This is a genomic window from Streptococcus suis (assembly GCF_046032515.1).
GTDB classification, from domain to species: domain Bacteria; phylum Bacillota; class Bacilli; order Lactobacillales; family Streptococcaceae; genus Streptococcus; species Streptococcus suis_AL.
Map to the genome: position 1 here is coordinate 1 of NZ_JARQPJ010000036.1, position 15,574 is coordinate 15,574.

A 15,574-nucleotide genomic window follows, 5' to 3' on the forward strand; every position below is an offset into this window, starting at 1 on the left:
TGGTCCGTTGGTCAAGGGGTTAAGACACCGCCTTTTCACGGCGGTAACACGGGTTCGAATCCCGTACGGACTATATTTTGAGGCTACTTAGGTCTCTTTTTTTGTTTTTAGAGGTGAATGGGCTTTAATTTGGCTCCTTTTTCTTTTCTTGTTACTTTGTCTATTCATTGTTTGTTGATATAATAGAGACATGAAAAGATTATGTGATGAATTATCGGTTTTGCCAGGGATTGGTCCTAAATCGGCTGAAAAATTCTTAAAAATTAACATTCAAAATATTAATGATTTGCTGACTTACTATCCATTTAGATATGAAGATTTTGAGAGTAAGTCTATTTATGATTTGCAGGATGGGGAGAAGGCAGTGGTAGTTGGGGAGGTGGTATCTCCAGCTAATGTACAGTATTATGGTTACAAAAGAAATAGACTCCGTTTTTCAATGAAACAGGGTGAGGTTGTCTTAGCAGTTTCGTTTTTTAATCAGCCTTATTTAGCAGATAAGATTGTTTTGGGGCAGGATATTGCAGTTTGGGGAAAGTGGGATAAGGCTAAGGCAAGTTTGACAGGAATGAAAATTTTGGCTCAAGTATCAGATGAGCTCCAACCTGTCTATCATGTGGCGCAAGGGATTTCACAAGTAAATTTGGTTAAGGCTATTAAAACAGCTATTGATCAGGGATATTTGCATTTATTAGAGGAGAACTTGCCATCAGTTTTACGAGAGCGCTATCGGTTAATGAATCGCCGAGAGGCGGTTTTTGCGATGCATTTTCCGACAAATTTAGAAGAGTATAGACAAGCTTTGCGACGTATGAAGTTTGAGGAATTATTTTATTTTCAATTACAGTTGCAAATGCTGAAAGCCAACAATCGTGATATTTCGAATGGTTTGAAGATTGCCTATGATGCTGATAGATTGGCTATGCAAATAAGACAATTGCCGTTTGTCTTAACGGATGCTCAGTCTGGGGCTTTGGCTGAAATACTATCAGATATGAAGTCCTATGGGCACATGAATCGTTTGTTACAAGGGGATGTTGGTTCAGGGAAGACAGTAGTTGCTGGATTGGCTATGTTTGCTGCTGTGACTGCGGGGATGCAGGCTGCAATTATGGTGCCGACAGAAATTTTGGCTGAGCAACACTTTGAGAGTTTGCGCCAGCTTTTTCCAGAACTTTCTATTGCTCTTTTGACAGGTGGAATGAAAGCTGCGGAGCGTCGTACTGCTTTAGAGGCGATTTCCAGTGGTCAGGTAGACATCATTGTAGGAACTCATGCTCTTATCCAGGAAAGTGTGACGTACCATAAGCTTGGTTTGGTTGTAACGGATGAGCAACATCGTTTTGGTGTTAAACAGCGCCGTCTGTTTCGTGAGAAGGGTGATAATCCGGATGTGCTTATGATGACTGCTACACCTATTCCTCGGACGTTAGCCATTACAGCTTTTGGAGATATGGATGTATCGATTATTAATCAGTTACCTGCTGGTCGGAAGCCAATTATCACTCGCTGGGTCAAACATCAACAGCTGCCCACGGTCTTAGATTGGCTGGAGCGGGAGTTAGAAGTGGGTGCCCAGGTTTATTTTATCTCTCCGCTGATTGAAGAATCTGAGGCTCTAGATTTAAAGAATGCTGTAGATCTGCAATCTGATTTACAGGCGCATTTTGGAGAGCAAGTTACAGTGGATTTGTTACACGGTAAGATGAAAAATGACGAGAAAGATGCCATCATGCAGGCTTTTAAGGAGCGAAAAACGAATATTTTGGTTTCTACCACTGTTATTGAAGTCGGAGTCAATGTGCCCAATGCAACGGTGATGGTTATTATGGATGCAGATCGTTTTGGTTTAAGCCAATTACATCAGTTGAGAGGGCGTGTAGGACGTGGTCATAAGCAGTCTTATGCAGTGTTAGTTGCTAATCCTAAAACAGAGTCTGGTAAGGAACGCATGAAAATTATGACAGAGACGACAGATGGTTTTATTTTGGCTGAAGCTGACTTGAAAATGCGTGGGTCTGGAGAAATATTTGGAACTCGTCAATCAGGTTTGCCAGAATTTCAGGTTGCAAATATTATCGAGGACTATCCAATTTTAGAGGAAGCAAGACGAGTTGCTAGTCAGATTGTTAGTGTGGAAAATTGGCAGGAGGACCCTAATTGGTCGATTTTACTTGCTAATTTGAAAGATGGAGAGGAATTGGATTAGTCATATAAAAAGGCCAACACACATGTGCTGGTCTTTTGACATATTGTATAGTGCGTCAGCGATTAACCTTGGATGTAATCTGCCAAGCTTTGCTCTTCCAAGCCTGCATTGAGAGCGATAAGGAGTTTGAGTCGGGCCTTTTGAGCATTCAATTCTTTAACAAATAGAATGCCGTCTTGCTCCAGTTGGATGCCACCTCCTTGGTAGGCATAGACAGGCTCAGCAATTCCGTTAAAACAGCGAGATACCAGAATAATGGGGATCTTTTGATCAAGGAGTTTCTTAATGGCTGGAAGGATGGTAGGCGGAAGATTTCCGGCGCCGAGTGCTTCAATGACTAAGCCGGAAATTGAGCTTGCAGTGAGAGAATCAAGGAGGATGGAGTCCATATCTGCATAAGCTTTTATGATTGGGACCGTTCCTGTGACTCTTGACAAGTCAAATCGAACACGTGGTTCAGCAGTTTTAAAATAGAGAATCTCTCGTTTGGTGACTAACCCCAGTGGTCCATGGGTTGGTGTTTGGAAGGTTGAGACATTGGTGGTATGCGTTTTTGTAACATATTTAGCAGCATGAATTTCATCGTTCATGACCACTAGAACACCTTTATCTGCGGATTTATCATCAGCAGCCACACGTAGAGCTGTTCGGTAGTTATAAATCCCGTCGCTACCTAGTTCATTTGAGGAACGCATGGCTCCGGTCAATACAATTGGTTTTTCTGGAATAGCCATTGTATCAAGGAAATAGGCAGTTTCTTCTAAAGTATCTGTGCCATGTGTAATGACAAAACCATCGAAGTTCATTTGTTCTTCTTTGATTTTTTGGTATAGAGCCATCATGTGTTCTAAGCGAATGTGTGGACTTGGAACATTGAGAAAATCCAAGGATGTTACTTGAATTTCTTCTAGTGGGCTATCAATTTGGGTCATTGGATTGATTTTACTCGATGCAACTTCACCCTGATGATTGGCTTGCATAGAAATGGTTCCACCTGTATGCAATACTAGAATTTTTTTCATAAATTTTCAGTTTCTTTCAAAGTGTGATATACTAATTGTAACATAATTCTTAGAAAGTAGGTGAGTTGGTTGACGATAAAGGCTGTATTTTTCGATATTGATGGTACCTTATTGACCGACAATCGTATGGTTAGTAGTTCAACTATTCTCGCTATTAATGCTTTGAAAGAGAAGGGGATTTTAGTTGGTCTAGCTACAGGACGTGACCCTCGTTTTGTTTTGCAGTATATGGCTAGTTTAGGGCTAGATTTGGCCATTGCTTATAACGGTCAATATATTTTTTCAAGAGAAGAAGTTATTTATAGTCAGAGTTTAGAGCCAAAGCAAATTGAACAAATTATGGAGTATGCGCAAACTCACCATAAGGATTTGTCTTTTGGAACTGCTAAAGGCATATTTGGTAGTAAGATTATGAGTGCTGGAACAGGAAATTTTGCATATCGTGTGACGCGTATGATTCCGGAGTCCTGGGCTGGAATCATAAACTTTATTTTCAATCGCTTGGTACGTTGGATCAGTCCTCAACAGGAAACGAATTTGAAAGGTTTTCTCTTTCAACCAATCTATCAGCTGATGTTGCTGACGACGGAAAGGGAGACGCAATCATTGGAGGTGCTCTTTCCGAACTTGTCTTTTACGCGTTCGAGTCCCTATGCGACTGATATTATCAGTAAGGGAAATTCAAAATTATCGGGTATTGTAAAGGTTGCAGAACGATATGGTTTTGAGTTAGATGAAGTTATGGTATTCGGAGATTCTAATAATGATTTTGAAATGTTGAATGAAATTCAGCACTCGGTAGCGATGGGAAATGGGACGAAAAAGGTTAAACAAGCAGCTTCCTTTGTTACAGATACAAATAATCGTGATGGGATTTATAAGGCATTAATTCATTTTGGTGTGATTGAGGGATAAGATGTTTCAGAGCAAGGACGATAATTTTAATAGGGTAAAGGATTTTCATTTTTTAATGGATGGTGAAACCCAAGAACTTCCCAGTGTGTATGATGGACAGACGGCTTTGCATCGCGCTGGTTTTAAATTGGAGGAGTTGGTAGAATTTCTACATGCAGCTTCAGAATCTGAAGTTGAGTTTCATGATTTTATTCAACAACTTCATCAGGATTTAGATACTGCTGCTGCTAAGGTATCTGGCAAGAGAAGTTTCGGGGTTTCGATGCAGGATCAGGTAGATGCTTTGCTGGATATTCTTTATTTTACATATGGTTCGTTTGTTTTGATGGGGGTTGATCCAGAACCAATTTTTCAGATAGTCCATACTGCAAATATGGGGAAAATATTTCCAGATGGGAAGGCCCATTTTGATCCAATTACCCATAAAATTTTAAAACCTGATGATTGGGAAGAACGGTTTGCGCCGGAGGAAAAGATTCAGGAAGAGCTGAAAAGACAGATGAAAAGACTTGATTCGTAAATCAAGTCTTTTGGTTTATAAACTTTTTTCTCCATCGCGAACAATGAGTAAATCAATAGTTGCGTGGCGCATGATATATTCGGATGAGGATCCGATTAGGAGACGTTCAAAGGCGTTTAGACCAGTTGCTCCAAGTAACATAAGATCCGCACCGGTTTCCTTTGGAATATCGATAGCCAGTAGGTTTTTTGGGTTACCGAATTCAATGCGAATCTGTACATCGGTCAGACCGGCGTTGAGGGCTTCTTGTTTGTATTCTTCGAGGAGGAGCTCCGCCTCTCTTTCTAAAGATTCATAGACAGAGGCGTCAAATGCAACAACATTGTGGAGAGCACGGGTATCAATCACATGGGCGATAATCAGACGTGCTTGGTTGCGTAGTGCGACATGAATAGCTTTATGAAGAGCTAATTCTGCTCCTTTAGATCCGTCTACAGCGACGAGTATTGTTTTGTAAGATTGTGTCATAATAATCACTCCTTTCAGAAGAGCTTTGTCCCGAAATAGGTAGAGTAGTTCCTTACATTTTTATTATAAGCCTTTTGAGAGAAAATGTAAAGGATTCTTGTACTTTTTTTGCTTTTACAGTACAATAGAAAAGATAGAAAGTCGAGGTGACGACATGAAGCAATTTAACAAGTCAACAAAATTGGATGATGTAGCATATGATATTCGTGGGCCTGTCTTGGAAGAGGCCATGCGCATGCGTGCCAATGGAGAGCAGATTTTACGTTTGAATACGGGGAATCCTGCAGAATTTGGTTTTACTGCTCCAGATGAAGTTATTCGTGACTTGATTCATAACGCCCGTAAATCAGAGGGATACTCGAACAGTAAGGGAATTTTTTCTGCACGTAAGGCTATCATGCAGTATTGTCAGCTAAAGAAATTTCCAAATGTTGATATTGAAGATATTTATCTTGGAAACGGCGTGAGTGAGCTGATTGTTATGTCTATGCAAGGTTTGCTAGATAATGGTGATGAGGTGTTGGTGCCAATGCCAGACTATCCTCTCTGGACTGCCGCAGTTAGTTTGGCTGGTGGTAAAGCTGTTCACTATGTTTGTGATGAAGCAGCTGAATGGTATCCCGATTTGGCAGACATGGAGTCTAAGGTGACTTCTCGAACCAAGGCAATTGTCCTTATCAATCCAAATAATCCAACTGGTGCTCTCTATCCGAAAGAAATTTTAGAAGGAATCATTGATATTGCTCGTAGACATGAATTGATTATTTTCTCTGATGAGATTTATGATCGTATGGTCTTTGACGGAGCTGTTCATATCCCTATTGCGACACTGGCTCCAGATTTATTTGTTGTGACGATGAATGGACTGTCTAAATCGCATCGTATTTGTGGTTTCCGAGTAGGTTGGATGGTCTTATCTGGTCCGAAAAAGCATGTAAAAGGTTACATTGAAGGCTTGAATATGTTGTCCAATATGCGTTTGTGTTCAAACGTTTTGGCTCAACAGGTTGTTCAAACTTCTTTGGGAGGTTACCAATCGGTTGATGAACTCTTGATGCCTGGCGGACGCTTATATGAACAAAGGGAGTTTATTACTAAGGCGATTAATGATATTCCAGGACTTTCTGCTGTAAAACCTAAGGCTGGTCTGTATGTCTTCCCAAAAATTGATCGTGAGATGTACAGAGTTGATGATGATGAACAATTTGTATTGGATTTCCTCAAGCAAGAAAAAGTACTTTTGGTCCATGGTCGAGGTTTTAACTGGAAGGATCCAGATCATTTCCGTATTGTGTATTTACCACGTGTGGATGAGTTGGCAGAAATTCAAGAAAAAATGTCACGATTTTTGCGGCAATATCGTAGATAATGGAATTTTGGGCTGAATGTTAATCAGCCTTTTCTTTTTACTTGAATGAAATTGTTTGAATTTTTCTGATAACGGCAAATATTCTGATAATTGTTGAAATTTTATGTATTTTTTGCTATACTGAAAGCAATTACAGAGTAAAGAGGAAAATATGACAACATTATTAGAGAAGACACGGAATATTACTTCTATTTTGAAGCGTTCCGAAGAGCAATTGGCAGAAGAATTGCCTTACAATGCCATTGCTGAGCATTTATCAGCTATTATTGACTGCAATTCGTGCATCATTAATAGTGAAGGTGAAGTTTTGGGATACCACATGAACTATGAGACGAACAATGATCGTGTGGAAGAATTTTTCCAAAACAAACAATTCCCAGAAGGATATGTAAAAGCAGTTGCGCAGGTTTACGATACGCAGGTTAATTTGCCTGTCGAGAGTGAGTTGACTGCCATCCCTGTCGAATCACGATCGACTTATCCAAACGGGCTGACAACGATAGCGCCTATCCACGTAACGGGGATTCGTTTTGGTTCGCTTATTATTTGGCGGAATAATGAGCAGTTTCACGATGATGATTTGATTTTGGTTGAGATTGCGGCAACAGTAGTTGGTATTCAGTTACTTAATTTCCAACGGGAAGAAGACGAGAAGAATATCCGTCGTCGTGCGGCAGTTAATATGGCAGTAAATACGCTATCTTACTCAGAAATGAAGGCAGTTGCAGCTATTTTGGGTGAATTAGATGGCAATGAAGGGCAATTGACTGCTTCTGTGATTGCAGATCGTATCGGTATTACACGCTCGGTGATTGTGAATGCACTGCGTAAGTTGGAGAGTGCAGGGATTATTGAAAGTCGTTCTTTGGGAATGAAGGGGACTTATTTGAAAGTTCTCATCCCAGCTATTTTTGATGAAATTAAGAAACGTGACTACTAAAATGACAAAAGCATTGATTTCGATTGATTATACAATAGATTTTGTGGCAGATGAAGGAAAGTTGACTGCTGGAAAATCAGCTCAGGCTATTTCTGAACGAATTGCTCAGGTTACGCAAGAAGCTTTTGAAAATGGAGACTACATTTTCTTTGCGATTGATGGTCATGAGGAGGGGGATGAATTTCATCCTGAAGCTCAGCTTTTCCCAAGTCATAATATCATTGGGACGCAAGGGCGTGACTTGTATGGTCCTATAGCAGATTTTTATCAAAAACATAAAGGGCATGCGCGTGTTCGTTGGATGGATAAACGTCATTATTCTGCTTTTTCTGGGACGGATTTGGATGTTCGACTAAGAGAACGTGGTGTAGATACGGTTGTCTTGACGGGTGTTTTGTCTGATATTTGTGTTCTTCATACAGCTATTGATGCTTATAATAAGGGGTATCGTATTGAGGTGGTCTCATCAGCCATTGCTGCATTGACGGAGGAGAATCATCAGTTTGCTCTCAACCATTTGTGTTATGTACTCGGTGCGACAATCATTGATTAATAGGTATAGTGACCAGTCTGTGGACTGGTTTTTCGTTTTTCTCCAACAGGAATGTATTATTAACACTCTTCGAAAATCAAACTCAGACCTTGTTGACTTAACTTGTAAAAGAAGCGGTGTGATTGACCATGATAAATTTATCAAAATGCTTTACATAGGTGATTACTTGGTGTATAATATAGTTTGTGTGTAATGGACGCACAAAAATACAGTTTATCCGCTGGGTTTAAAAGCACCTAAGATTGACAAAGATAGGAGAATAAAATGAATCCATTGATCCAAAGTTTGACAGAAGGTCAACTTCGTACTGATATCCCTTCTTTCCGTCCTGGTGACTCTGTTCGTGTTCACGCTAAGGTTGTCGAAGGAACTCGTGAGCGTATTCAGATCTTCGAGGGTGTTGTTATCTCTCGTAAAGGTCAAGGCATCTCAGAAATGTACACTGTACGTAAAATCTCTGGTGGTGTAGGTGTTGAACGTACATTCCCAATCCACACTCCACGTGTTGATAAGATTGAAGTTGTACGTTACGGTAAAGTACGTCGTGCTAAATTGTACTACCTACGTGCATTGCAAGGTAAAGCAGCACGTATCAAAGAAATCCGTCGTTAAGATAGTCCTACAGACTATTTTGGTCGGAGAATGGGAGGCAGCGAAAGCTGTCTCTTTTTTTTTAAAATCTGTTGAAAAAGTACCAAATTGTGAAAGCAGTGGTAAAATGGATTGTTTTTGTGTATCTTCCATGAAATAATATGTTATACTATATATTATTGAAGCTAGTATAGAGGAGGTTGAGGATGAGCGAACAGTTTATTCCATCTGTTTTATCAGATTTACGGCAGGATATTGTTCAGATGCCAGAGGTTATCAAGGAATGTAGTGGAATTCGTATTTATGGTCGTCGCATTCGTTCAGTCTTATTTACAACGGATGTGTCTATTATTGCCAATCACAATGCAGATGCTATTTTGGCTGTTTATCCATTTACGCCCAGTCCAGCTATTATCAAAAGTATTATGTTGGTTGCGTCAGTTCCAGTCTTGGCTGGTGTTGGTGGAGGCTTGACGACAGGTATGCGTTCAGCTAATATGAGTCTATTGTCTGAGTCGGAGGGAGCATACGCTGTTGTGGTAAATGGACCAACGGATGTAAAAACAATTGAGGCAATCAATAAGGTAGTAGATATTCCTATCATTTATACCGTTGTTTCTGAAAAGTCTGATTTAACCTCACGGATTAAAGCTGGAGTAGATATTTTAAATGTTTCTTGCGGTATGGAAACGCCAAGGGTTGTGAAGAAGATTCGAGAAGCTTTCCCTGACTTTCCAATTATTGCGACTGGTGGTCCGACTGAGGACTCTATTCGTCGGGTTATCGAAGCTGGAGCCAATGCTGTCTCCTATACAGCACCAAGTAATGGGGAGCTTTTTAAAGGGAAAATGGAAAAATACCGCAAACATGCAAAGGATTAGCTCATAAAAAAAGATAGGCTAAGCAAACAGTAAGTTTTATTGCTAGATGAAACTTGCTGTTTTTTATCGTTTGACGGTGTGAGATTAGGAATACTTCGCAATTTAAAGAACGGATTTTTAGGAGGGAATAGGTAACATATTAGGTCATTTCTACCTTTGTCTGGGGCTGGAAATATGGTATAATGAGAAGATAGATTTCCATTAGGAGGAAAGTAAGAATGAAGATTTCTGAAGCTGAAGTCCGTCACGTTGCCAAGCTGTCTAAGCTGGAATTTTCGGATCAAGAAACAGCGGAATTTGCGACAAGTTTGAGCAAGATTGTCGATATGGTTGAATTGCTCAATGAAGTAGATACGACAGGTGTTGCGGTAACGACCACTATGGCTGACCGTAAGAATGTCTTGCGAGCAGATATTGCCCAAAAAGGTGAGAGCCGCGAGGAGCTCTTTAAAAATGTGCCTGAATCACAAGATAACTTTATCAAGGTACCAGCTATTCTAGACGGGGGAGGAGATGCCTAATGACTTTTAATAATAAGACCATTGATGAGTTGCACGACCTCCTTGTCAAAAAGGAGATTTCTGCGGTTGAGTTGACCAAGGCAACTTTGGAAGACATTAAGAGCCGTGAGGGAGCAGTGGATGCTTTCTTGACTATCACAGAAGATGCAGCCTTGGCTCAGGCAGCTGCCCTTGATGAAAAGGGGATTGATGCGGACAATGTCATGGCGGGGATTCCTTTGGCAGTCAAGGACAATATCTCAACCAAGGGTATTTTGACAACTGCTGCTTCAAAAATGCTCTATAACTACGAGCCGATTTTCGATGCGACTTCTATTGCCCAAGCCTATGCCAAGGACATGATTGTTGTTGGTAAGACCAACATGGATGAGTTTGCCATGGGTGGTTCGAATGAGAACTCTGCCTTCAAACCGACTAAAAATGCTTGGGATCAGACAAAAGTTCCTGGTGGTTCTTCAGGTGGTTCGGCAGCTGCGGTTGCTGCTGGTCAGGTCCGCTTGTCACTCGGTTCTGACACAGGTGGTTCCATTCGTCAACCAGCAGCTTTTAATGGTATCGTCGGTATGAAGCCAACCTATGGAACGGTGTCACGTTTTGGTTTGATTGCCTTTGGTTCATCTCTTGACCAGATTGGTCCATTTTCACAGACAGTTAAGGAAAATGCCCAGTTGCTCAATGTCATCTCTGGTCATGATGTCAAGGATGCAACATCAACGATCAATGAAATCGCAGACTTCACTAGCAAGATTGGTCAGGACATCAAGGGTATGAAGATTGCTCTGCCAAAAGAATACATGGGAGAAGGGATCAATCCGCAGGTCAAGGAAACCATTCTCAAGGCTGCTAAGCATTTGGAAAGCCTGGGAGCGATTATCGAGGAAGTTAGCCTACCACATTCTAAGTATGGGGTTGCCGTTTACTACATCATTGCTTCATCGGAGGCTTCTTCTAACTTGCAACGTTTTGACGGTATCCGTTATGGTTTCCGTGCAGAAGATGCGACCAACTTGGAAGAGATTTATGTGAAAACCCGTAGTCAAGGTTTTGGTGAGGAAGTCAAACGTCGTATCATGCTTGGAACCTTCAGCCTGTCATCAGGTTACTACGATGCCTACTTCAAGAAGGCTGGTCAGGTGCGGACTTTGATTATCCAAGATTTTGAAAAAGTCTTTGCTGACTATGACTTGATTTTGGGGCCGACAGCTCCAACGGTTGCTTTTGGTTTGGATACGCTCAACCATGATCCTGTCGCTATGTACTTGGCGGACTTGTTAACAATTCCTGTAAACTTGGCAGGTCTGCCTGGTCTTTCTATTCCTGCTGGTTTTGTGGAAGGCTTGCCAGTTGGTTTGCAGTTGATTGGTCCAAAATATTCAGAAGAGACCATTTACCAAGTGGCTGCTGCCTTTGAAGCGACGACAGACTACCACAAGCAACAACCAGTGATTTTTGGAGGTGCTAACTAATGAACTTTGAAACGATTATTGGTCTAGAAGTCCATGTGGAGTTGAATACCAACTCGAAAATTTTCTCACCTTCATCTGCTCATTTTGGTGAGGATCCAAATGCTAATACCAACGTGATTGACTGGTCTTTCCCTGGTGTCCTTCCTGTTCTTAACAAGGGCGTTGTGGATGCGGGTATCAAGGCTGCCTTGGCCTTGAACATGGACATTCACAAGGACATGCACTTTGACCGTAAGAACTATTTCTATCCTGATAACCCTAAGGCCTATCAGATTTCCCAGTTTGACGAGCCGATTGGCTACAATGGTTGGATTGAGATTGAGCTAGAAGACGGTACGACTAAGAAAATCCGTATCGAGCGTGCGCACTTGGAAGAGGATGCCGGTAAGAATACCCACGGGACAGATGGTTATTCTTATGTGGACCTCAACCGTCAGGGTGTTCCTTTGATTGAGATTGTGTCAGAAGCGGATATGCGTTCGCCTGAAGAGGCCTATGCCTACTTGACAGCCCTCAAGGAAATCATCCAATACACTGGTATTTCAGATGTGAAGATGGAAGAGGGTTCTATGCGCGTGGATGCCAACATCTCTCTTCGTCCTTATGGTCAAGAAAAATTTGGTACCAAGACTGAGTTGAAAAACCTTAACTCCTTCAACTATGTTCGCAAGGGCTTGCAGCACGAAGTTGAACGTCAGGCGAAAATCTTGCGTTCAGGTGGTCAAATCCAGCAGGAAACTCGTCGTTACGATGAATCTACTGGTGAAACCATTCTCATGCGTGTCAAAGAAGGTTCAGCTGACTATCGTTACTTCCCAGAGCCAGACCTACCGCTCTACGAGATTGATGATAGCTGGATTGAGGAAGTGCGTACAGAATTGCCAGTCTTTCCAAAGGCTCGCCGTGCTCACTATGTGGAAAACTTGGGCTTGACCGCCTATGATGCTGGTCAGTTGACGTCTACAAAGGCTCTGTCTGACTTCTTCGAAGCAGCAGTGGCAGCAGGTGGCGATGCTAAGCAGGTGTCTAACTGGTTGCAGGGCGAGGTGGCTCAGTTCCTCAATGCTGAAGGTAAGACTATTGAGCAAATCGCTTTGACACCAGAAAACTTGGTGGAGATGATTGCCTTGATTGCGGATGGAACTATTTCATCTAAGATTGCCAAGAAGGTCTTTGTACACTTGGCCAAAGAAGGCGGCTCTGCTAAGGCTTATGTGGAGAAAGCTGGCTTGGTACAGATTTCAGACCCTGCGGTCTTGATTCCGATTATCCACCAAGTCTTTGCGGATAATGAAGCAGCCGTAGCTGACTTCAAGTCTGGCAAACGCAATGCAGACAAGGCCTTCACAGGCTTCTTGATGAAAGCAACTAAAGGACAAGCTAATCCACAAGTTGCACAACAACTCTTGGCTCAGGAATTGGCGAAGTTGTTGGATTAAAATTGAATAGAAGAAAACCGCTAGGATTTTGATCTTAGCGGTTATTTATATTGGATAATAATGTATTTAAAGCTGAAATAATATCATGTCGTTTCTCAGAGGGCAATTGTTCTATTTGTTTAAGGACATTATCAACTTCTTTATCTTGTGTTGGGAATTCAAAGTTAAAAAATGTTTTTTCATCTATCTCTAGAGCATTAATGATTTTACTTAGGGTTTGAATCTGAAAATTATATTTACCATTTTCAATATTGTGAACATGTTTCGAACCAAGTTCTGCGAGTTCAGAAAGCTTTTCCTGACTTAACTTTTTTTGAAGTCTTAAGTACCGTATTCTTTTAGCAATAAATGTTTGTAGTTTGTCTTGTTCCATCTTTTACACCTTTTCTTACTATTGTAAAGATTAATGTGGTAAAAAATAAGTATGCTAAATTACACTTATATACAGAAATAAGTGTTGTGTTTGGCACTGTTAAATGGTAAAATAATTTAGAATAGCTTGATATACTACATATATCAAGGTTTGACTTTACAGTCAAACCTTGATATACTACATATATCAAGGTTTGACTTTACAGTCAAACCAATCCTAACAGCAACTCAGGAGAAAAAACTATGAACAAAAAAACATTTAAAACTTTAGCAACAGGTGCTGCTATCACTCTTGCAACCGTTGGTGCGTCTACCGTATCAGCAGACACACAATATGGTATTGTTTTAAACCGTGTGACTGGTGAGTGGCAAACTGTTAACCACGCTACAGGCGAAATTGTAAAATCTGAACCAAATGGTACATACTCTACATATGACGAAGCAAACGCAGGTTTATCCTCATGGTTAGAAACTCAAGCATCAACTGTTGAAACACCAGTTGCAACTGAAACTACTGCTGTCGAAGCACCTAAAACGGCTGCTGATGTTAAACCAGCTCTTGATGCTCAACAAGCTGTTGTTGATGCTACTGCTCAAGATGCAACTAACGCTCAATCTGATGCAGACGCAGCTAACCAAGCTGTTACCACTGCTCAATCTGCTGTTGATACTGCAACACAAGCTGTCAAAGACGCTGAAGCTAACGCAGTAAACGCAACACCAGAAAACATCGCGGCAAACCAAGCTGATCAAACAGCTAACCTTGCAGACCAAGCTGCTAACGCTACTGAAACAGATGAAGTTAACGCTGAAATCGCTGATCAAACTAGTAAAGTCGCTGACGCACAAACTGCTGTTGATACTGCCCAAGCAGAAAAAGACCAAGCAGATGCTAACGTAATTGCTAAAGAAGCTGACGTAAAAGCTGCTGAAGACGCCCTTTCTGGTACTGGTCTTGCTGAAGCTCAAGCAACCCTTGACCAAGCAACTAAAGATGTCGCTACAGCAACTACTACTGTTGATACTGCAACTAAGGCTGTCGACACTGCAAAGAAAGCAGACGCAGAACGTGATGCTAAAATCAAAGATGCTCAAACTGACGTTGCAGTAAAAACTGACGCTGTTGATACAGCAAAAGCGAAATTGACTGTGGCACAAGATGCAGTAACACGTACTGATGAAACACTCAAATCAGCTCAAGATCGTGTCACTACACTAACAAATAACCAAGATAAGCCTGTTGGTCACGATCAATCAGCAATTATCTCATTCACACTTCAACCTCAAGAAATGAATACCATTCGGTCAGGCTTATATAAAAGAGTAGATTGGAACCAATCTGCTTCAGAAACAGAGTTAGCTAATCTTGACAAAGAAATTGCGTATGCGGATCAATTAATCAAGCGAGCTAAAACAGTTTTTGGTGAACAACGCATTAATTTAGAAAACAACACTATTCAAATTTATGCTGATTCTGAAAAAGAAGAGTGGATTGACATTCGAAATATCTCATTGGAAGATGCTATTGAAATCAACGAAGTAGCAGTTCGTTTTTTGAACGATCTCCGTCGTCAATATGCGACTCATACTGGTGCAACGTTTACTCCAACAAAATTAAACACAAAAATTATTGAGAATGCTTTAAAAGTTGCCAAGGAATATATGGAGAAAGGAGATGACAATCCAGACCTTCATGGTGGTCACGATCGTACAATTTTGACTAAATACGGTTTCGACAATGAAAATATTTGGAGCTCAGAACTGTCATTTAGCACAGATACTGATGCTCTAGATGGATCAAATCTTACTAATTTCAAGAAGCGTCAAACCAGATACCATTACACAATGGCTGAGTTAAAGCAAAAAGTTATTCGAGAAATTATTGATTCAGTAACAAATGACGCTCATTCCGGTTGGGGTCATGCTCGTCATAATGTTGGTCAGTATGAATACACAGCGGTATCATTTGCAGTTACACCTAAGACGGCAATGCATATGCACACCTTATCTAATTTTACAGGTGGTGAATATTATAAACCTTATGACATTGAGAATGCGTTGGTCACAAATGATGCCTATATCACTCATCTCGAGAATCTAATGCCAAATGGCACAACTCTCACTCAAGCTCAAGCAGCTCTCACAGCCGCCCAAACTGCGTCAGACAGTGCTAAAGCTGAATTGACTAAAGCAAGCTCAGATTACGCTACCGCACTTGAAGCAAAAACCGCAGCAGAGAAAACTCTTGCTGATGCTACTGCAACACCGCTTCAAACTCAAGTTGCTGAAAACAACCTACGTCTTGCAA

The 15,574-nt window shown here is 41.1% G+C and carries 13 protein-coding genes, 1 tRNA gene and 1 pseudogene; 12 read left to right on the top strand and 3 right to left on the bottom strand.

Annotation, left to right across the window (positions count from 1 at the left end):
• Position 1: 1 nt before the first annotated feature.
• Both P7J49_RS11235 and recG read left to right on the top strand, forming a co-directional pair.
• A tRNA-Glu gene (locus P7J49_RS11235) sits at positions 2-73 on the top strand.
• 117 nt (positions 74-190) lie between these two features.
• Positions 191-2,209, top strand: a complete 2,019-nt coding sequence (recG, locus tag P7J49_RS11240) for an ATP-dependent DNA helicase RecG (RefSeq protein WP_408570710.1) — start codon at positions 191-193, stop codon at positions 2,207-2,209.
• 62 nt (positions 2,210-2,271) lie between these two features.
• Here the strand turns inward: recG and P7J49_RS11245 are convergent, their stop codons facing one another.
• Positions 2,272-3,231 (bottom strand): asparaginase, encoded by a 960-nt coding sequence (locus P7J49_RS11245; RefSeq protein ID WP_029186851.1) that lies wholly within the window; start codon positions 3,229-3,231, stop codon positions 2,272-2,274.
• Between the two features lie 69 nt (positions 3,232-3,300).
• Here P7J49_RS11245 and P7J49_RS11250 point away from each other — a divergent pair.
• A pseudogene (locus P7J49_RS11250) lies at positions 3,301-4,666 on the top strand (Cof-type HAD-IIB family hydrolase).
• 15 nt (positions 4,667-4,681) lie between these two features.
• Here P7J49_RS11250 and P7J49_RS11255 read toward each other — a convergent pair.
• The gene (locus tag P7J49_RS11255; RefSeq protein ID WP_024380030.1) at positions 4,682-5,134 is read right to left on the bottom strand and encodes a universal stress protein; all 453 of its coding nucleotides are present in this window, start codon (positions 5,132-5,134) and stop codon (positions 4,682-4,684) included.
• 154 nt (positions 5,135-5,288) lie between these two features.
• Between P7J49_RS11255 and P7J49_RS11260 the strand changes: the two genes are divergently transcribed.
• The 8 genes from P7J49_RS11260 to gatB all read left to right on the top strand — a co-directional run bounded on the left by P7J49_RS11260 (position 5,289) and on the right by gatB (position 12,894).
• Positions 5,289-6,503 (top strand): pyridoxal phosphate-dependent aminotransferase, encoded by a 1,215-nt coding sequence (locus P7J49_RS11260; protein WP_014735452.1) that lies wholly within the window; start codon positions 5,289-5,291, stop codon positions 6,501-6,503.
• 151 nt (positions 6,504-6,654) lie between these two features.
• The gene (codY, locus tag P7J49_RS11265; RefSeq protein WP_004195776.1) at positions 6,655-7,443 is read left to right on the top strand and encodes a GTP-sensing pleiotropic transcriptional regulator CodY; all 789 of its coding nucleotides are present in this window, start codon (positions 6,655-6,657) and stop codon (positions 7,441-7,443) included.
• A 1-nt stretch (position 7,444) separates the two neighbouring features.
• Positions 7,445-7,996, top strand: a complete 552-nt coding sequence (locus P7J49_RS11270) for a cysteine hydrolase family protein (RefSeq protein WP_099877213.1) — start codon at positions 7,445-7,447, stop codon at positions 7,994-7,996.
• A 264-nt stretch (positions 7,997-8,260) separates the two neighbouring features.
• Entirely contained in the window at positions 8,261-8,608 is a 348-nt protein-coding gene (gene rplS, locus P7J49_RS11275; RefSeq protein WP_024376329.1) for a 50S ribosomal protein L19, read from the top strand.
• Positions 8,609-8,793: 185 nt separating this feature from the next.
• On the top strand, positions 8,794-9,468 hold the full coding sequence (locus P7J49_RS11280) for a hydrolase (protein ID WP_012774968.1): 675 nt from the start codon (positions 8,794-8,796) through the stop codon (positions 9,466-9,468).
• 218 nt (positions 9,469-9,686) lie between these two features.
• Complete coding sequence (gene gatC, locus P7J49_RS11285; protein WP_011921930.1) at positions 9,687-9,989, top strand: Asp-tRNA(Asn)/Glu-tRNA(Gln) amidotransferase subunit GatC; 303 nt, start codon at positions 9,687-9,689, stop codon at positions 9,987-9,989.
• Entirely contained in the window at positions 9,989-11,455 is a 1,467-nt protein-coding gene (gene gatA, locus P7J49_RS11290; protein ID WP_408570711.1) for an Asp-tRNA(Asn)/Glu-tRNA(Gln) amidotransferase subunit GatA, read from the top strand. The genes gatC and gatA overlap by 1 nt, the downstream gene beginning before the upstream one ends.
• Positions 11,455-12,894: an Asp-tRNA(Asn)/Glu-tRNA(Gln) amidotransferase subunit GatB gene (gatB, locus tag P7J49_RS11295; protein WP_172072754.1), complete on the top strand. Its 1,440-nt coding sequence runs from the start codon at positions 11,455-11,457 to the stop codon at positions 12,892-12,894. Before gatA ends, gatB begins: the two co-directional genes overlap by 1 nt.
• A 34-nt stretch (positions 12,895-12,928) precedes the next feature.
• Here gatB and P7J49_RS11300 read toward each other — a convergent pair whose 3' ends face one another.
• On the bottom strand, positions 12,929-13,267 hold the full coding sequence (locus tag P7J49_RS11300; RefSeq protein ID WP_029186845.1) for a helix-turn-helix domain-containing protein: 339 nt from the start codon (positions 13,265-13,267) through the stop codon (positions 12,929-12,931).
• A gap of 242 nt (positions 13,268-13,509) precedes the next feature.
• Here P7J49_RS11300 and P7J49_RS11305 point away from each other — a divergent pair.
• Positions 13,510-15,574 (top strand): SEC10/PgrA surface exclusion domain-containing protein (locus P7J49_RS11305; RefSeq protein ID WP_408570712.1); only part of this gene is annotated, 2,065 nt, incomplete at its 3' end.